The 17,849-nt window shown below is 62.7% G+C and carries 13 protein-coding genes; 8 read left to right on the forward strand and 5 right to left on the reverse strand.

The window, feature by feature from the left end:
- Positions 1 to 47 precede the first annotated feature (47 nt).
- From ISP20_RS17620 to ISP20_RS17640, 5 genes are all read left to right on the forward strand, one after another.
- Positions 48 to 3,035: a TonB-dependent receptor domain-containing protein gene (locus ISP20_RS17620; RefSeq protein WP_239536090.1), complete on the forward strand. Its 2,988-nt coding sequence runs from the start codon at positions 48 to 50 to the stop codon at positions 3,033 to 3,035.
- Between the two features lie 333 nt (positions 3,036 to 3,368).
- The gene (locus tag ISP20_RS17625; protein ID WP_204637440.1) at positions 3,369 to 3,854 is read left to right on the forward strand and encodes a hypothetical protein; all 486 of its coding nucleotides are present in this window, start codon (positions 3,369 to 3,371) and stop codon (positions 3,852 to 3,854) included.
- A gap of 978 nt (positions 3,855 to 4,832) precedes the next feature.
- Positions 4,833 to 9,062: a YadA-like family protein gene (locus ISP20_RS17630; RefSeq protein WP_204637441.1), complete on the forward strand. Its 4,230-nt coding sequence runs from the start codon at positions 4,833 to 4,835 to the stop codon at positions 9,060 to 9,062.
- Between the two features lie 60 nt (positions 9,063 to 9,122).
- A complete protein-coding gene (locus tag ISP20_RS17635; RefSeq protein WP_204637442.1) occupies positions 9,123 to 9,935 on the forward strand; it encodes an OmpA family protein in 813 nt (270 codons plus the stop codon).
- Positions 9,936 to 10,358: 423 nt separating this feature from the next.
- Positions 10,359 to 10,685, forward strand: coding sequence for an RcnB family protein (locus tag ISP20_RS17640; protein ID WP_204637443.1), 327 nt, complete (start codon positions 10,359 to 10,361; stop codon positions 10,683 to 10,685).
- 93 nt (positions 10,686 to 10,778) lie between these two features.
- Here the strand turns inward: ISP20_RS17640 and ISP20_RS17645 are convergent, their stop codons facing one another.
- Positions 10,779 to 11,225 (reverse strand): HIT family protein, encoded by a 447-nt coding sequence (locus ISP20_RS17645; protein WP_204637444.1) that lies wholly within the window; start codon positions 11,223 to 11,225, stop codon positions 10,779 to 10,781.
- A gap of 178 nt (positions 11,226 to 11,403) precedes the next feature.
- Positions 11,404 to 12,831 (reverse strand): amidase, encoded by a 1,428-nt coding sequence (locus ISP20_RS17650; RefSeq protein ID WP_204637445.1) that lies wholly within the window; start codon positions 12,829 to 12,831, stop codon positions 11,404 to 11,406.
- An 84-nt stretch (positions 12,832 to 12,915) separates the two neighbouring features.
- Here ISP20_RS17650 and ISP20_RS17655 point away from each other — a divergent pair, with 84 nt between their 5' ends.
- Complete coding sequence (locus tag ISP20_RS17655) at positions 12,916 to 13,725, forward strand: TetR/AcrR family transcriptional regulator (RefSeq protein WP_204637446.1); 810 nt, start codon at positions 12,916 to 12,918, stop codon at positions 13,723 to 13,725.
- 19 nt (positions 13,726 to 13,744) lie between these two features.
- On the opposite strand, the gene ISP20_RS17660 is transcribed toward ISP20_RS17655, so the two are convergent.
- Entirely contained in the window at positions 13,745 to 14,071 is a 327-nt protein-coding gene (locus ISP20_RS17660) for an antibiotic biosynthesis monooxygenase family protein (protein ID WP_204637447.1), read from the reverse strand.
- A 1-nt stretch (position 14,072) separates the two neighbouring features.
- Here ISP20_RS17660 and ISP20_RS17665 point away from each other — a divergent pair, with 1 nt between their 5' ends.
- Positions 14,073 to 16,043, forward strand: a complete 1,971-nt coding sequence (locus ISP20_RS17665) for a tetratricopeptide repeat protein (protein ID WP_204637448.1) — start codon at positions 14,073 to 14,075, stop codon at positions 16,041 to 16,043.
- Positions 16,044 to 16,061: 18 nt separating this feature from the next.
- On the opposite strand, the gene ISP20_RS17670 is transcribed toward ISP20_RS17665, so the two are convergent.
- Positions 16,062 to 16,673 carry a LysE family translocator gene (locus ISP20_RS17670; RefSeq protein ID WP_204637449.1) on the reverse strand — a complete coding sequence of 204 codons (612 nt, stop codon included), beginning with the start codon at positions 16,671 to 16,673 and terminating at the stop codon, positions 16,062 to 16,064.
- A gap of 105 nt (positions 16,674 to 16,778) precedes the next feature.
- Here ISP20_RS17670 and ISP20_RS17675 point away from each other — a divergent pair, with 105 nt between their 5' ends.
- Positions 16,779 to 17,243 (forward strand): Lrp/AsnC family transcriptional regulator, encoded by a 465-nt coding sequence (locus tag ISP20_RS17675; RefSeq protein WP_204637450.1) that lies wholly within the window; start codon positions 16,779 to 16,781, stop codon positions 17,241 to 17,243.
- A 48-nt stretch (positions 17,244 to 17,291) separates the two neighbouring features.
- Here the strand turns inward: ISP20_RS17675 and ISP20_RS17680 are convergent, their stop codons facing one another.
- A complete protein-coding gene (locus ISP20_RS17680) occupies positions 17,292 to 17,765 on the reverse strand; it encodes a GNAT family N-acetyltransferase (protein WP_204637451.1) in 474 nt (157 codons plus the stop codon).
- Between the last annotated feature and the right edge of the window lie 84 nt (positions 17,766 to 17,849).

The raw sequence follows: 17,849 nt of genomic DNA on the forward strand, positions 1-17,849 counted from the left end.
GCTCACGCGAGTCACCCACCACCCTTTCACTACCAAAGGAACCGATCATGGCTACGCCAGATCTGCAGGTACGCACGTGTCCGTCGTTTGCATTGCGCCCGTTCGCTCCGCACTCCGTGCGAAGTGCGCCGGCTCACGACGCAGCAAGGCCGCCCATGACGGGTGTCGGCGCGCTGCGGCATTGCCGCCGTTCCGCCCTGGCCATCGCCTTGCTCGGTTTGTGTGCAGCGAGCGTGTCGCCGGATGTCTCCGCCGATCCGCAGGCATCCGGACGCAGTACTGAAACGGAAACCAAGAAGGCCGGTGTCGATCAGAAGCCCGTGGCCAAGAAACTCGAAGCGGTCACGGTGACCGGTTCGTTGATTCCCCAGGTCGAGATCGAAACCGCCGCGCCGTTGATCACCCTCTCCGGCAACGCGCTGCAGACGCGCGGTTTCGCCACGGTGGCCGAGGCGCTGAAGCAATCGTCGGTGGCCACCGGCAGCGTGCAGGGTGAGCAGAGTTCCGGCTCGTTCACGCAGGGCGCGCAGACGCTCAGCCTGTTCGGTATGCCGCCGGGTTTCACCAAATACCTGATCGACGGCCGGCCGATGGGCAATTTCCCCGCGCTGTACAACGGGCGGGATGTGTTCAACAACGTGTCGGGCATCCCGATGCAGTTGGTGGATCGCATCGAGATCCTGCCGGGCGCGCAGTCGTCGCTGTACGGTTCGGATGCAATTGCTGGTGTGATCAACATCGTGCTGAAGAAGCGCGTCGATGGCGCGGCGCTGGACGCGCGCTACGGCGTCTATCAGGAGGGCGGTGGCACCAGTCGGCGGTTTAGTTTCAGCGATGGGTTTCAGCGTGGCCGCTTCAATCTGATGGGCGGGGTGCAATACGAAAACGTCGACCCGATCTGGGGCTATCAGCGCGACCTTACCCGTCGACGCAATACCGATGGCACCGGCCCTTCGATCGCCAGCGCCGACTACATGCTGACCAGCGGCACCACCGGCCGCTACATCAACGTGGAAAAGGTTGACGCCAGCGCCTGCAGTCGCGTGGCCGAACAGTTTGCAGGCACTACCGGCTATCGCGTGCGTGTACCCAACGGAAGCTACTGCGGCTCGTTCTACACGCCGGGTTACCGCACGCTAGGCAACGCCACCGAAAATGCGCAGATGTATACGCATGCTACCTACGATGCGGGCGAACACGTGCAGTTGTACGGCGACCTGCTCTACAACTACAACGAGACCCGTTACGCCTCGGGCTCCAATTACACGTGGTGGGGTAGCAGCAGCAAATACCGCTATTTCTACGACACGAAGTTGCGCGACTACGTGCAGATGCAGCGCGTGTTCTCGCCGGAGGACGTCGGCGGCTACGACTCCATCATGAACAAGTCCACGGAGAACGCGTACATGCTGACGCTGGGCGCACAGGGGCGCCTGGGTTCGAGCGCGTGGGATTACGACCTCGGTTTCACGCATTCGGACGATCAGCTGAATCAGCGCGGGTTCTCGCGCTGGGCCGATCCGATCAACGACTACTTCACCAAGCACGTGCTGGGCCCCGACCTGGGGCCGGACCCGCGCGGCCGCGGTTATCGGAGCTTCGCGCCCGACTACGCTGCGTTCTACACCCCTATGTCGGTCGCCGACTTCCGCAGTTTCACCGGCTACACCAGCAGCCTCAGCAAGACCTGGGACAACCTGGTGCGCGGCCAGCTCACCAACGCCTCGCTGTTTACCTTGCCGGGTGGCGACGCGGGCATCGCCGCCGTGCTGGAGGCCGGCAACCAGGGCTGGAATTACACGCCGGACGCACGCCTGATGGATGGCCGCGTGTGGGGCATGACGGCGGTGCAGGGCGCGGGTCACCGTTCGCGTTACGCCGGCACCCTGGAGTTGCGCGCGCCGGTGTGGCGGCAGCTGACCGTCGATGCTTCGGCGCGCTATGACAGTTACAAAGTGGCCGGGAAACAGGTGGACAGCGCCACCTGGAATCTCGGCCTGGAGTATCGGCCGATCGAGACGTTGCTGTTGCGAGGCAAGGTCGGCACGGCCTTCAAGGCGCCGTCGCTATCCGATCAGTTCCAGGGCCTGAGTGGCTTCTACAGCAGCGCCACGGATTACTTCAATTGCGCCGCACTGGGTTACCGCGGACCCAAGATCGACCAGTGCCCGACCCGCTATGGCAACGCGCAGTACTTTGGCCAGCAGTCGGGCAACCCGGCGCTGAAGCCGATCGAGGCGAACGCCTGGAGCTACGGCGTGGTGTGGTCGCCGTTGGCCCGCATGGCGGTCAGCGTCGACTACCTGCACTGGAATGTGCAAGGCGAAGTGCAGAACCAGAGCGTGGACTCGCTGCTCAACGACGAGATGCTGTGCCGGCTTGGCGAGCGGGACATCAACTCGCCGTCCTGCCGTGTCGCCCTGGCGCAGATAAAGCGCAGTGTCGGCGTTGCCAACGACGGCACCATCGGCGATATCACCTCGATCTATCGCACCAAGGTCAACGTCTCGCGCCGTGTCATCAATGCGCTGGTGGCGGATTTTCGCTATGGCTTCGGCATAGGGCGTTATGGCGACCTGAGCTTTACCGCCACTTACACCGACATGCTCAAGCACGACTATCAACCGTATGCCGGCGATCCGATGGCCGACCGGCTGCGCGACCCCACGTGGAGCACCGATTTCAAGACGCGCGCCAACGCCTCGGCCAACTGGCATCGCGGCGACTGGTCAGCCACCCTCTACGCCAACCGCTACGGCAAGACGCCCAACTACCTCGCCTCCAACAATGGCTACGCGTATGCAGGGGCGGGCACCCTGGCGCCATGGATACGCTACAACGCCAGCGTGTCGTATCAGGCGGTGCCTGGCTTGCTGCTCTCACTGCAGGTCAACAACGTGTTCGATGCGATGCCGCCGCGTGATCGTAGCTATCCGGGCACGTCTGGGGCGCCGTATAACTCGAGCAACTATGACGTGTATGGCAGGGCGTATTACTTGCAGGCGACTTATCGGTTTGGTGAGCGCAAGCGGTAGAGGCGTTTGGCTGGGGAACCGCGGTGGCCTGGTGCCCATCAGGCAGGCCACTTCGGTGTGCAGCGACAAAACGGGCGATTACCCATTGGCATGGCTGGGGAAGAGGAAGAATGGTGCCAGGGACAATAAGCTACGCCCAGCGATGCTTGCTTAATTGTCCCTGGCACCATTTCTTCAGCACCATTTCTTCCAGCGATGCTTGCTTAATTGTCCCTGGCACCATTTCTTCCAGGCACCATTTCTTCTTTCTTGCCGCTTCCCTGGAAAGTCCACTCTGGCCCCGGCTTTGATCACCAGGCTTCTATCACCAGGCTTCTGAAGGAGTGCCCATCGATGCGTGTGTCTCGCTTGTGTCTGATGTTGGTCCTGGGTGCGCTGCATTACTCGCCTATGGCGGCGGCGCAGCCCGAGTGTCTGGTCCCGCTACATCAGGCGGGCACGCCTTGCCGCATGGCACTGGATGGCGGGCGTCTCTCGGTCAGCCTGACGCCGGATGAAATCAAGGAGGGAAGGTCGGAGCTGTTGGCGGCCGCTGACGGAAGGGTGCCCTCCAATGTGCAAGGCGGCCTGTTGTTCGATGCGCAGTTGATTCGCCGAGAGGATGACAGCGTTCCGGGGCAGTCCGTCTGGACGCTGAAGGCGACCCATGTGCTGGCAGAACTACCCGGAGCGTTCAAGGATCGCCAGATTCAGGTCGTATCACCTGCGCCAGGAAACGGTGGTACCGGTTTTCATCCTGGCCAGCTCTACAGGGTATTTGCCGCTAAGTTCAACGGCAGGTTCTACGTCTGGGATGGAACTGTCGCACCGCTCAACTAGTGCCAGTTCTGGTGAGCGCAAGCGGGGGCGGCGTTCGGTTTGGAAAAATGGTGTCAGGGACAATTAGGTAGGCCTAGCTGTCTCAGGCCCAAACTTGGGCCATCTCACTCTGATCCCGGTTTTCGCTGGGTTTTCGGCTTTGGCCGATAGCGCTATTCAGACCACCATCGAAATAGAGCATCGGCGCTATTCGTACCAAAGCAGCACTCCGTCAGAAGCGACCATCCCGCGCAGCGGATTCTCGATGCGCTTGGCGATATAGCCTCCTTCAATCCGTAACGGAGCTGCTCAGCAGCAGGGTTGCGGCAACTGCATCGGCCGTAGAGCGAACGGCCGCCTCAAATACTTGCGGGTCGATCTGACCTGGCGCAAGCAGATCCTGTCACTTCGTTCCATCGCGCGGTGCGCCGGCAGGTGCGCTGCGCAGGCGCTCGCCAGCTGCTGAAAATCGTCACCTGACGCAGCGTGTGCTCAGTGCTCTATTACCGTTGGCGAAAAAGTCTTCATGCACTTTTCACGAGATGCGCAATCGTAAGATAGATCGATACAAATTGTGATGGAGTTCATATTTATTTCGTCGATCGCCACTCACAAGTTTCTCCTTGTGGTGCCATCCTTCGGGCGCGACAGCTGCAATTCAGTTTGAAACAGTCCGGGTATTTCCAGGGGGGCTGCGCGTCAAGTGTTGCTTGATGACGCGGTTGTCGCATCAACGGAACGAAGCGAATCAGGCCGATTTCCCCAGTCATGCCGTTTCGTTTGAGTCTTCGTCATAAAACAGGGGCTGTGCAGGGTTCTTAGTAGCCGAGCGCATCGACTCGATTCCTGACCTTTAAAAAAACGTTCATGCGAATGCGTGGGCGCAGGGTGTCGTTTTGCCCTGTGCACGAGGCTGCCGCGTGCGCGGTAGGTCGACTGCGCCCAGCACTTTGTCCTGACCGCATCCCTGATGCCATTTGAGCCATAAGGGAGCCAGGCATGAACAAGATCTATCGGAAAGTATGGAGCCGCGCGCTGAGTCAGCTCGTGGTGGTTTCGGAACTGGCCTCGTGCCAGCGCAGTGGTGGACAGGGGCAGCGAGCGGATGGGCGCTCACCGTTGTCGCGGCCACGACCGGGAATCTTGATCTTGCTGGCTGCCGCGGGCGGGATCGGCTGGGTCTTGCCGGCGCATGCGCAGTCGGTGGACTGCAACCCATCGCCCTTCAACGCCTATAACAGCACGGCCTCATGCATGGGCTTCGGCGCCACCGCCAGTGGGGTCGGCGCGACTGCGCTCGGTTCGATCTCCAACGCGTCCGTACTGGGTGCGGTCGCGGTGGGATACAACGCGCAAAGTACGGGGCAGAATGGCGTGGCGCTCGGCTTTCAGGCCAATGCCGCCTTTATCAATTCCATTTATATCGGAGCGCGTACCGCGGCAGGTACGGGCGCGCTGGCCAATAGCGCCATCGGCGTTGGCACCGACGTCACCGCTTCCGGCAACTCCTCGATTGCCTTTGGAACCCAGGCGGTATCCACGGCGAGCAACGCGATGGCCATCGGCATCATCGCCAACGCCACGGGTGCTTCGGCGATTGCGCAAGGCGATGGCGCATCGTCAGCCTCGACCAGCAGCGTCGCCATTGGCACGCATGCCTCGGCCGATGTGAACTCGGCCAACAGCGTCGTCATCGGTAGCGTATCCAAAGCGGTAGGTGCCTTGAATGCCGTTGCGCTGGGTACGTCCGCGCAGGTGAACAACGGTCAGGCCACTGCCCTGGGTGGCTTTACCAATGCCACCGGCGAGGGCGCAACGGCTGTCGGCCTGTCGACGCAAAGCCTGTTTGCCCACGCGACCGCGGTGGGCTGGCAAGCGTATGCAACGGCGCTCAACGCGATCTATCTGGGTGCCCGCACGACCGGAACCGGCGCATCGGCCGAGTCGGCCATCGCCATCGGCACGGATGTGAACTCCTCGGGCACCTATGCCATCGGCATGGGCTTGCAGGCGAATGCGAGCCAGACCGGTGCGATCGCTCTCGGCATGACGACAAAATCCTCTGGCGTCGCTTCCATCGCGATCGGAGGTGACAGCACTGCAGGTGCCATGGCGTCTGGCACCAATGCGATTTCGATCGGCGCAGAGTCGAGCGCCATCAACAGCAACGCTGCCGCCGTGGGCTTCGACACGCATGCCACGATGGGCAGCTCGTCCGCGTTCGGTGTTGATACGAATGCCACCGGCACCGGTGCGATTGCCCTGGGCAACAGCTCCACGGCGTCCGGCACCAACGCGGTGGTGCTGGGTACCAGCGTTACCGCCAATGCCCTCAACGCGGTGGCGGTCGGCACGCAGGCCAATGCAGGCGCGAGCGGCGCCACGGCCGTCGGTGCGCTGTCGCAGGCGCTGGCCGGTTCCACCGTCGCTATCGGCAACAGCAATACCGTGGCCGCGGGCGCGGGCACTGGTTCGGTGGCGATGGGTCACAGCTCGCAGGTCAATGGCGGCACGGGTGCCGTGGCGATCGGCGAGGGCCAGGTGGTCAACGGCAACGGCGCGGTCGCCATTGGCGATCCGAACTCCGCCAACGGCAACGGTGCGGTAGCTACGGGTGCCAACGACACCGCCAACGGCGATGGCGCGGTGGCGATCGGCAACACCAACAATGCGCAGGGCGTTGGCTCGGTGGCCGTGGGCAATGGCAGCAGCGCACTGGCCGCAGGTGCGGTGGCGTTCGGCAACGCAGCCACCGCCAACAACGCGAACGATGTCGCGCTGGGCTCGGGCTCGACCACGGCAGCCGCCGTGCAAACCGCCAACACCACCATCAACGGCACCACGTACAACTTCGCCGGCACGACGCCGACCAGCACGGTGAGCGTGGGTGCGTTGAATACGGAGCGCACCATCACCAACGTCGCTGCGGGCCGCATCAGCGGTTCCAGCACGGATGCCATCAACGGCTCGCAGTTGTTCGCCACCAACCAGGCGGTGAATACAGTGGGCAGCACGGTGACCAACCTCGGCAACACCATCGCCACCAGCATCGGCGGTGGCACCACCTACAACCCGACCACGGGCGCCGTGACCACCAATGTCAGCTATGGCGGCACGACGTATACCTCGCTGCAGCAGGTGTTCGACCAGATCGACGGTTCGGTGGCTGGCGGCGGTGGTATCAAGTACTTCCATGCCAACTCCATCCTGGCCGACTCGCAGGCCATCGGCGCGAACAGCGTCGCGGTGGGGCCGGTGTCTACCGCCAGTACCACCAACGCGGTGTCGATCGGCAATGGCGCCGTCGCGGCCACCAACCCGGGCGACGTGGCGTTGGGTTCCGGTGCAAGCACGGGTGCCGTGGTGCAGACCGGCAGTGGCACGGTCGCGGGAACTACCTACACCTATGCCGGCGCGACGCCGCTCAGTACGGTCAGCGTGGGCAGCGTGGGCAATGAGCGCACGATCACCAATGTGGCGGCGGGACAAGTGAATGGGTCGAGCACGGATGCGATCAACGGCTCGCAGTTGTTCGCCACGAACCAGGCGGTGGACAACCTGAGCAACGCGGTCACCGCTGGCGCCACGCACTACTACAGCGTCAACGACAACGGTGTGCAGGGCGGCAACTACGCCAACAACGGCGCAACCGGCATCAACGCGCTCGCCGCAGGCGTGGGCGCAGCGGCCACCGCAGACAACGGCACCGCGCTGGGTCAGAACAGCAACGTCTCGGTGCTTGGCGGCGTGGCGCTGGGCTCGGGCGCGGTCTCCGATCGCGCCATCGCACCGACTTCCGGCTCCATCACTGTGGGTACCAACACCATTCCCTACAACACCACCGATCGCAATCTGCTCGGCGCGGTCTCGGTGGGCAACGCCACCGATTTCCGCCAGATCACCAATGTGGCGGACGGCACGCTGGATCAGGATGCGGTGACGTTGCGCCAGCTCAAGGGCGCGATGAGTTCGTTCTCGGTCACGCCGATCAAGTACTTCCACGCCAACTCCACCGCATCCGATTCGCTGGCGGTGGGCGCGGAGTCGGTCGCCATCGGTCCTCAGACCACGGTGAACGGCGATAACGGCATCGGCATGGGCAATGGCGCGATCGTGCAGCAGACCGCGCCGGGCGGTACGGCGATCGGCCAGAACGCCACGGTGAATCTCGCCGATGGCGTCGCGCTCGGCACCAACGCTACCTCCAATGGCATCCAGGCGATGGCCTTGGGTGCGGGTTCGCAGGCGGCCTTTGCCGGCAGTGTGGCCCTGGGTGCCGGATCGGTGACCGATGCGGCCGTGGGCACGACCAGTGCCACCATCGGCGGCACCACCTACAACTTCGCCGGCACCACGCCGGGAGCGACGGTGAGCGTCGGCACCGTGGGTGCGGAACGTACGCTCACCAACGTGGCGGCAGGTCGTATCAGTGGCAGCAGCACGGATGCGATCAACGGCTCGCAGCTGTATGCGACCAATCAGTCGTTGAACTCGCTGTACACGCAGTTCAACAACCTCGCCAACGTCGTCAACAATCTGCCGCCGTCGAGTGGTGGCGGTGGCGGCGGCGGTACCACCACGGTGAACAACACCTACCAGACGAGCACCAACAACACGACGGTGGCGTCGGCGACGGGCAACAACTCCACCGCGGCTGGCGCCGGTTCCACAGCATCGGGCAACAACTCCACCGCGGCGGGTGCCGGCTCCACGGCGTCGGGCAACAACAGCACGGCGGTCGGCAGCGGTTCCAGTGCCACGGGTGACAACAGTGTTGCCATCGGCGCGGGTTCGGTGGCGTCCACCAGCAACGCGGTGTCAGTCGGTTCGCCCGGCAATGAACGCACCATCACCAACGTGGCCAACGGTGTGAATGCCACCGATGCAGTGAACGTGGGCCAGCTCGGCGAAGCCATCAACCAGGCCGAGAACTGGTCGAAGGATTACGTCGACCAACGCTTCCAAACCGTCGACCGCCAGCTCAATCAAATCGGTAACCGTGCCAATGCGGGCATTGCCTCGGCGATGGCGCTGGCGAGCCTGCCACAGGCTTATCAGCCGAATCAGAGTTCGGCCGCGGTTTCGCTCGGTGCATTCCACGGTGAAACCGGTATTGCCATTGGCGTGTCCACCATCACCGAAAGCGGTCGCTACGTGTTCAAGCTCAACGCCACCACCAACTCGCGCGGCGATGCCGGCGCGGGCGTGGGCGCGGGCGTGGTCTGGTAATGGGCGCCGCTCGGCGCCATGCGCCGGGGCGCCTCCCGAAAGCATCCAGGAGTCATCAATATGCATAAGTCATGGAAACAGATCAGCGTGGCCATCGCCGCCACACTCGCACTGGCCGCTTGCGGCAACGTCAGCCACGACGTGGCCAAGGACGGCCACTCGGCCGGCGAACTGGTGTGGCCGACACCCGATCAGGTCACGCCCATGCACAAGGGCGGCACCTTCCCGAATCTCGCCAACTTGCGGCAGATGCGCGCGGGCCTCAACAAGCAACAAGTCTCCGACCTGATCGGCTATCCGCACTTCAGCGAAGGCGTGTGGGGCGTGCGCGAGTGGAATTACGTGTTCAACTTCCGCAAGCCCGATAGCGACGACGTAACGGTATGCCAGTACAAGGTGCTGTTCGACGATGGCAAGGTCGCGCGCAGCTTCTACTGGAAACCCGAATCGTGCGCCGCGCTGCTCGTGGAGCAGAAGCCCGCTGCTCCGTCCAGGGAAGAGATGCCGCAGCACTTCACGCTTTCAGCCGATGCGCTCTTCGCATTTGGCAAGGCGGATATCACGCCTGAGGGACGCAACGCATTGGCGAACCTGGCCACAGCGTTGCGTGCGCACGGCGACCAGGTGCGGAGCATCCACGTCACCGGCTATACGGATCGTCTCGGCAGCGCAGCCAGCAACCAACGGCTGTCCGAACGCAGGGCACAGGCGGTGATGGACGTTCTCGTGCAGGACGGCCTGCCGTCGTCGAAGATCCAGGTAGAAGGGCGAGGTGAGAGCGACCCGGTGAAGGATTGCCCCGATGGACCGCATGCGCAACTGGTGGCGTGTCTTGCTCCGAACCGGCGTGTCGAAGTGAGAATCGACCAGTAATGGTGTCTGGCTTCGGCGGCTAACGTGAGTTGCCGCCGAAGCTGCTGTAACGCAGGCATGGCTATGTACTGACCGTCCCCGGCGCCATTTCCGGCGCCTGGACGGTTTGGACCGAACGACTATTACCCCGCTGGTCGAAAGTAATTTCGAAGCGATGGCACGCATCCGGCATGTCGTTTGCCATGGCTTTCTGCTCACGCGTTCGAATGGATCGATGAAAAGCTGGCGTTTAAGAGACTTACTTTTTCGCTGTGCGCGCCACAGGATGAAATACGCAAGATCCAGCGATGAATGGCCGCCGCGACATCCACATCAATGTCACACGACCGTGACCTACTGAAAGTGAGTGTCGGCCCACGGCATGCGTGCCGTCATGGACTAAAACTCGCTACTTCGAAAACACTTTGAGCAAGGATCCATCTTATGAAGAAACCGACACTCGCACTGGCGCTGGGCGCCGCGCTGCTGCTTTCGAATGCAGCCATGGCCCAGGAGCACGATCATCCCGGCAATGACCAGCATCGGGAAAACGCGGTAATGCACGATCGCGGTGCCAAGGAAGGTTGGTACAAGAAGGGCGGCACGGTTCCGCGGGAATACCGCGACAATCGCTATGTCGTGTCCGACTGGCACTCCGAGCATTTGCGTGAGCCGCCCCGCGGTTATCACTGGGTTCGCAGCGACAATGGCGACTTTCTGCTGGTTGCCATCAGCACCGGTGTGATTACCGATTTGATGCTCAGTCACTAAACGTGCCTGTCGCAAAGGGGCGGGGGTAGTTAAGTCGTATGTCCGTGCGTGCCGCGAACTGATCGAACTTAGCTATCTCCGCCCCGTATTCCGCTACTGCAAGGCGGCCCGCAGACTGGCTGCCAACTCAATGCGCTCCTCGGTGGTGTAGGGCACTTTCCTTCCCCCGTACAGCCCGTCATTGGAGTAGCGAGGAAATACATGAAGATGGTAGTGCCACACATCCTGGTTCCCGGCGGGACCGTTGTGTTGGCGAGTGGAGATGCCTTCGCAGCCGAAGGCATGGCGCATCGCGTTCGCCAGGCGACGCGTGGCACGAAAGAAGTCGATGCCAAGATCGTCCGGGATGTCCAATACGTTCTCATAGTGGCCCCGAGGTATCACGAGGCAGTTGCCCTTTATTCCGGCGTAGTGGTGAGTCGGAACCAAAGCGAACACGTTGGCATCCACCAGGACAACGGCTGATTCCTGGGCCGGCGATGGAAGCGTCTCAGCAATGCCGCAGAACGGACACGCGTATCCGGGTGGAGCATTCTTCATAAGGCCCGACTCTCATAGACCCTGCAGTGGGGCGACTCCGGATTCTGTGAGGTGCTCCGACTACCCGTCAAGGAACACCGGGCTGACCGGCAACGGGGCTTCATATCTTCGCGGCAACCGGGCCGAGCCATCGCTGACTCGGCCCAATCAAAGGCCGTTGACCGCGCGGGGAATGCTGTTACGACACGATGCCCATGTTGGCCAGGCTGGGGTGAAGGTCTCGGACAGGGCTCAGGCTTTCCAGCAGCGAACCCAGGTGCAGAATCGTGGATTCGGCAAACCACGGCGACACGAGCTGCACACCGATCGGCAGACCATCCTTGCTCGTGCCAAAGCGCAGCGACAAGCCAGGTAGCCCGGTGACACTCAGCGGTGCGGTCGCATCCATCACGTGCAAGGAAGAGACCGTCTGACCGTTGATGACGAACTCCGCTGCGTCGTGAGCATGTGCGGGCACCGGCGTCACGGGGCAGAGCAGCGCGTCATAGCGGGCGAAGTACTGAGCGAAGCCGTCACGCATCGTCTCGATCTGTTGTTCGGCAATGACGAAATCTTCGATCGACGTGTCGGGAGTGTCGAAGACGCCCTGGACATGTTTGTAGATCAGCGCTTCGTGTCCGGCTGTCGCCTTCCTGAAAGCGGGTTTTGTCTCCATCGCCTGGACCTTCCAAAGAAGTTCGAGCGCGTTGATCTGCTCCAGCACGGGGATGCGCACTTCTTCCACGATGACGCCCGCGGCCTTCAACGCCTCAGCCGCCGCCTTGACGGTGGCTGCCACATCGTTGTCGATCGCGCCAAATCCCGGCTCAACGAGCCAGCCGACGCGGACCGGTCGGTTCGGCACGGTGCCCACGCCGGCGTCCAGGCTGAGTGGGCTGGTGGAGAAGCCGTCAGCGCCGTCCGGACCTGCCAGGAGCGCATAAGCGAGTGCAATATCGCGAACCGAACGGGCCATGGGACCGGCGTGCCAGAAGCGACGCGGCACGCGCGGCCAGATGCCGGTCATCGGGATCCGTCCATGGGTTGCCTTGAGGCCGATGACGCCGGTCAACGCGGCGGGACCGCGGACAGAGATGGCAACGTCAGTCGCAAGACCGATGGGCGACATGCCCGCCGCGATGGCTGCCGACTCGCCGCCACTCGATCCGCCGGGGGTGCGATCAAGGTTCCAGGGATTGAGCGTGCGGCCCGAGAGCAAATTGTCGCTCTCGATCCAGTAGGAGAACTCGGGAAGATTGGTCTTGGCGAGAAGGATGCCGCCGGCCTTCTTCATCCGCGCAATGCCGGTCGCGTCGGTGTCGGGAATGCGTCCCTTGAAGATCGGCGAGCCCAATTGGGTGAGTACGCCGGCCGTATCGAAGGAATCCTTCGCCGTAAAGGGAACGCCATGCAGCGGCCCAAGTTTCTCACCCGCCAGGACGGCGGCTTCGGACACCTTCGCCGCTTTCAGCGCATCGTCGGCGACAGCAACGATGGCATTGAGCTTGGGATTCGTCAGGTGGATGCGGTCGATGTGCGCCTGCATGACCTCCACCGGTGAAACTTCCTTGGTGCGGATCAGCTCAGCGAGTTTGGTTGCATCTTGGTAGACAAGTTCGGTGCTCATAGGGGGATCTCGGCTTGTTGGATAGGGTCAACAAGGCTAGGGAGCCGGCCTACCTAACGCTCGTTAGGTTGAAGGATAAGCATCATGCTACGATCCCGTCAACCACTTTTCGCGCGGCTGGGTTTGGCGTTGGCTTTGGCTCTTGAGAGAATGGATCGTGAGAAAGCTGAACCGGCATCGCGAAGAGGCCTCGCTTGTGCGGCGCGTGAGTACGGCGAGACGCTCCCGTTGATCGGGCTCAGCCGACCAAGGGCCGCACGTGAACAAATCAATGAGCCCCACGATTGCCGGGTGGCTCATTTCATCGAGGATGGATTCGTGGATAGCCAGACAGGCACAAGTTCCAGGGACAAGATCCTGGACGTTGCGACAAAGATTGCGCAGGCACATGGCTACGGCGGACTGAACCTGCGGACGCTTGCAGAAGAAGTCGGGATCAAGGCTGCCAGCCTCTACCACCATTTCCCGAGCAAAGCCGATCTTGCCGCCGCGGTTGCCAAGCGCTACTGGGAGGACGCGGCCGCAGGACTGGAAGTGCTGTCTTCAAGGACTCAAGACCCGGCCGATCGCTTGCGGCGATTTCCCGGAACGTTTCGAAAGTCGCTGGAAAACGACAATCGCATCTGCCTGTGTAGTTTCATGACGGCGGAGTTCGACGATCTGCCGGACCCGGTGAAGAAAGAGGTCGAGACCTTCACTGACGTCAATGTCGCGTGGCTCAGCAAGACGCTTGTTGCGGCGGGCATCGTGAGTACCAAGGATGCCAAGAAGCGCGCCCATGCCATTTTCGCTGCCGTAGCGGGAGCGCAGCTGATGGCGCGCGGTCGTTCCGATATCAAACTCTTTGATGCACTGATCAAGAACTACCAGGCCGCTGGACTGCTGCCATTGTAAGAACTCTCCTTGCGTCCGATCAGCAAGAATCCCCGCCAGTTTCGGGCATGTCATCAAACGTCCCGAGAGGTGCCTCGGAAGAAGCCAGCCCTTCCAGTTGACGATCCAGCTCCTGATATTCCTTCGCGAAATGCCTCTTGAAGTTCTCGAACGCGTTGACCGATTGCCACCGGTCGATGGTGAGGTAGCGGCCTGCGCGGTCGTGGCTGCGAAGTAGTCTTACTTCAAGAAAGCCCGGGGCGCGTGCAAACAGTTGGGACCAGGGACCGTCGGGGCCGTAGGCCGCTTCGAAGGATGCTGTTTGATCCCCGGGTACCAGGAATTCCCAGACGATGGCGTAGCTCATCTTGTTCACCTCGGTTCCGGATGTTGCCCCGATGCGATGGCATGGCGGAAGTATCGGCTTCGCACCGTGCTTTCGACGTAATCGTTGCGACCCGACAAGGCGAGCTGGGACGCCGCGGGGACACCTCTTTCAGGTTATATACAAGCCGGACAGGGGGAGTAACCTCGCGCTCGCTACGTTTGAACGCGGAGCTTGGGTCATGCGCAACCTATTGAAGTACACGGTACTTGCGGGGGCAGGCGTGGTGCTCACGAGCTCGTCGCTGGTCGCGTCTTTCTCTTCGGAAGCGCGGGCTTTTGATCCCGGCCTTTTGGTGACGGCGATGTGTGGGGGCGGGTCGGCCACGTCGTCGCTGACACGCAGTCTGGCGTTCGCTTCGGTGGTCGCTGGACCGAAGGGCGCCGCCGCTGCGCCGATGCCGCTCTTTGCCGATCTCACCGCATCTCAGCTGTCGATCACGACGCGAAGCGAGCAGGCCAGGCGCTACTTCAATCAAGGCTTGATCCTCACCTACGGATTCAATCATGCCGGCGCGGTGCGCTCGTTCCGCGAGGCGCAGCGGCTCGACCCAGCGTGCGCGATGTGCTGGTGGGGCGAGGCGCTCGCGTTGGGTCCCAATATCAATGCGCCGATGGATGATCGCGACCGGAATGCGGCGCTGGCCGCGATGGATCGGGCACGCGCACTACGCGCGCAGGCATCGCCGCTCGGGCGGGGGCTGATCGATGCCATGGCGCGCCGCTATTCGCGCGATGCGAAGGCTGACCGTGTTGCGCTCGATGTGGCCTATGCGGATGCGATGCTCGATGTCGCACGCCGGTTTCCGAAGGACGACGATGTCGCCGTGCTCGCTGCCGAGGCGGTGATGGACACCAGTCCCTGGAATTATTGGGAAGCCGACAAGCGCACGCCCGTGGGACGCAGCGGTGAGGCGGTCAGGTTGGTCGAGGCGGTGCTTGCCCGGCATCCGGAGAACCTGCAGGCGGCTCACCTCTACATTCATCTGATGGAGAACAGCGCCAACCCGCGTCTCGCGGAGGCGGCCGCGGATCGATTGGCCAAGCCGCTCGCTCCCAGCGCGGGGCATCTCGTCCACATGCCGGCGCATATCTATGCACTGACGGGCCGGTACGCCGATGCCATTCGCATCAACGTTGCGGCGGCCCGGTCGGACGAGGCGCTCATTCGCCGCACGGACGATCACAGCCTCGTGCGCTACGGCTACTACCCGCACAACATCCATTTCATCGTCACTTCGGCGCAGATGGCGGGCGATATGGATACCGCCATCAACGAGGCGCGTCGTTTGCGTACCGTGCTCGACCCGGATACTTCCGCGCGCATCGCGTGGATCCAAGCGATCGATGCGGCGCCCTATCTGGCGATGGCGCAGTTTGCGCAGGCCGATGCGATCCTCGCGTTGCCGCCGCCAGATTCGCGTCTTCCCTATGCGGCCGCCATGCGCCTTTACGCGCGCGCGGTGGCTCATGCGCAGCGGCAGGATCGTGCGGCGTTCGACCGCGAAATGGCGGCGCTCTCCACGCTGCGCGGCTCCGATGCGTTCGCGACGATGATCGAGCAGGGCGTGCCTGCGCCCGATTTGCTGCTGCTGGCCGAAGCCGTTGCGCGAGGCCGATATGCGCAAGCCCAAGGCAGTTTCGTGGAGGCGGCCGATCATTACCGGGAAGCCATCGCGCTGGAGCGAAAGATCCCGTACCAGGAACCCGCGTACTGGTACTACCCGGTCAGCCAGTCGCTCGGCGCGGCGTTGTTCCAGGCCGGTCGCTACGACGAGGCCAGCCAAGCATTCCAGGCGGCGCTGAAGCAAACGCCGCAGAACGGCTGGGCGCTGTATGGGCTGGCGCAAAGCGAGGAGGCGCTCGGACGCGGGAACGAAGCCGCTGCAGCGCGCCAGGCGTTTCAACGCGCCTGGCTGGGAGATCCGTCGTGGCTGCGCATGGAGCGGCTCTGACGCGCTACGGGTGCGCACTCAACGGCTTGCGAGTTTTGCCGCCGCGGCAATGAGGACGCCGCCCGAGACGCCTTCGAGACAACGACGACGACGATCGCTGATGCCACCCGCTTTCCCGCCCGTCGCCGCAGTGATGACGCTGAGGGCGCTGTAGATGACACCGCACAAGCCGATGAAAATCGCGGAAAGCACGAAGGCTTGTTGCGCGGCTGGCTGATCGTGCTGCATGAACTGCGGGAGTATCGCGAAGTAAATCATCATTCCCTTGGGGTTGAAGACAGCAGTCAAGAATCCCTTGCGGAACGGATTCGCGATTCGTCGGCTAGGCAAACCAGCGGTTTGCGGTTTCATCGCTGACTTGAGCAGTTGCGACGCCAGGTAGACCAGATAGCCCACACCGGCCCAACGCAATGCTTCGAACAGCAGAGGCGATGCAGCAACGACAGCAGCCAGGCCGAACGCGACCAGCAACGAATGAATCACATAGCCGGCGCACACCCCCGCCGTGGCGCGCAAGCCGGCAGTGGCGCCAGAGATCGCCTGGGAAACAATGAAGAGCATGTCCGGTCCCGGGACGCAGATAAGCGGGATCACGGTGAGGGCGAACAGGCCTAGCGCATGGGTAGTCATGGCGAATAGGGTACGTCCGCGCGGGCGCTATTTGGCTGCTAATATTCCAGCTAATCGCCTATTTCTGGCATCCAATGCCAGGAATGGCTTCTTAGGTGAATTTATATGCCAATCAAGCTTGACGCGATCGACAAGCGGATTCTGCGTGCACTGCAGGAGGATGCGCGGTTGCAGAACACGGACCTCGCGCGCACCGTCGGCCTTTCCCCCTCACCGTGCCTGCGCAGAGTCCGCTTGCTGGAAGAGGCCGGCGTCATCGATCGCTACGTGACCGTCCTCAACCCGTCGATGGTCGGCGCGGGCCTGACGCTGTTTACGCGCGTCTGGCTCACCGCGCAGGACGCGGAGACGATCGAGCACTTCATCGGCGCGATGAAGCTGCTGCCGCAAGTGATGGAGTGCTACATCATGCTCGGCGAAAGCGATGCGCTGTTGCGCGTGGCGGTGGCGGACCTGGATGCGTACCGGCATTTTCAGTCCACCCATCTCACCCGTGCGAATGGCATCCAGAACGTGAAGACGGATATGCCGAGTCAGGTGGTGAAGCAGACGTATGCGCTGCCGCTGTGACTCTGGCCGATCCATGGGGCGTCTGGCACACGCCTCCCGACGCCGGCATCAAGCCAGGCGTTTCTCGTAGCGCCAGACCTCCAGCGGGAACGGTCCCTCCGAAGTTTCCACCAGGCTGGTCACGGCGCCTGCGCGCTGCCACCCATGCTTTTCATAGAAGCTCGCGGCGCGCCCGTTGCCTATCGCGCAGGTGAGCCACGCGGTCTTCGTTCCATCGGCTGCAAGTGCGGCCTCGGCATCGGCAAGGAGCGCTGTCGCGACGCCGGCACCGCGCTGCTGGGCCGAGACATACAGCTGATAGAGCTCGTCGCGTTTGATGATGGAAAAGCCCGCGGGTTCTCCCGCCGGTCCGGCCACGCGAACGCGCCCAAGCGCCGCCTGGAGCCGCTGGGCGAAGCTCTCGCGCGTGCGCAGCCGGGTGAGTTCTGCCGGCAACAGAGGTGCGTGGGCGTCCTGCCATCCGTCGTACCAGAGCTGGGCGAGTGCATCGATCTCTGCTTGGTCGGCGTGTCTGATGTTCATGGTTCGGCGGTCGTTTCGATGAAGTTGGCACGCTAGCCTATTTTCGGAGCCCATGGTGGGAGCGCACTTGTGTGCGACTGGTGC

The organism is Dyella kyungheensis, from assembly GCF_016905005.1.
GTDB classification, from domain to species: domain Bacteria; phylum Pseudomonadota; class Gammaproteobacteria; order Xanthomonadales; family Rhodanobacteraceae; genus Dyella; species Dyella kyungheensis.

Bases quoted from the DNA above. Each gene is read 5' to 3' on its own strand.
- ISP20_RS17675 (WP_204637450.1), top strand. From the start codon at position 16,779: ATGCCAATCAAGCTTGACGCGATCGACAAGCGGATTCTGCGTGCACTG.
- ISP20_RS17630 (WP_204637441.1), top strand. From the start codon at position 4,833: ATGAACAAGATCTATCGGAAAGTATGGAGCCGCGCGCTGAGTCAGCTC.
- ISP20_RS17620 (WP_239536090.1), top strand. From the start codon at position 48: ATGGCTACGCCAGATCTGCAGGTACGCACGTGTCCGTCGTTTGCATTG.
- ISP20_RS17680 (WP_204637451.1), bottom strand. From the start codon at position 17,765: ATGAACATCAGACACGCCGACCAAGCAGAGATCGATGCACTCGCCCAG.
- ISP20_RS17640 (WP_204637443.1), top strand. From the start codon at position 10,359: ATGAAGAAACCGACACTCGCACTGGCGCTGGGCGCCGCGCTGCTGCTT.
- ISP20_RS17660 (WP_204637447.1), bottom strand. From the start codon at position 14,071: ATGAGCTACGCCATCGTCTGGGAATTCCTGGTACCCGGGGATCAAACA.
- ISP20_RS17655 (WP_204637446.1), top strand. From the start codon at position 12,916: ATGCTACGATCCCGTCAACCACTTTTCGCGCGGCTGGGTTTGGCGTTG.
- ISP20_RS17650 (WP_204637445.1), bottom strand. From the start codon at position 12,831: ATGAGCACCGAACTTGTCTACCAAGATGCAACCAAACTCGCTGAGCTG.
- ISP20_RS17670 (WP_204637449.1), bottom strand. From the start codon at position 16,673: ATGACTACCCATGCGCTAGGCCTGTTCGCCCTCACCGTGATCCCGCTT.
- ISP20_RS17625 (WP_204637440.1), top strand. From the start codon at position 3,369: ATGCGTGTGTCTCGCTTGTGTCTGATGTTGGTCCTGGGTGCGCTGCAT.
- ISP20_RS17645 (WP_204637444.1), bottom strand. From the start codon at position 11,225: ATGAAGAATGCTCCACCCGGATACGCGTGTCCGTTCTGCGGCATTGCT.
- ISP20_RS17635 (WP_204637442.1), top strand. From the start codon at position 9,123: ATGCATAAGTCATGGAAACAGATCAGCGTGGCCATCGCCGCCACACTC.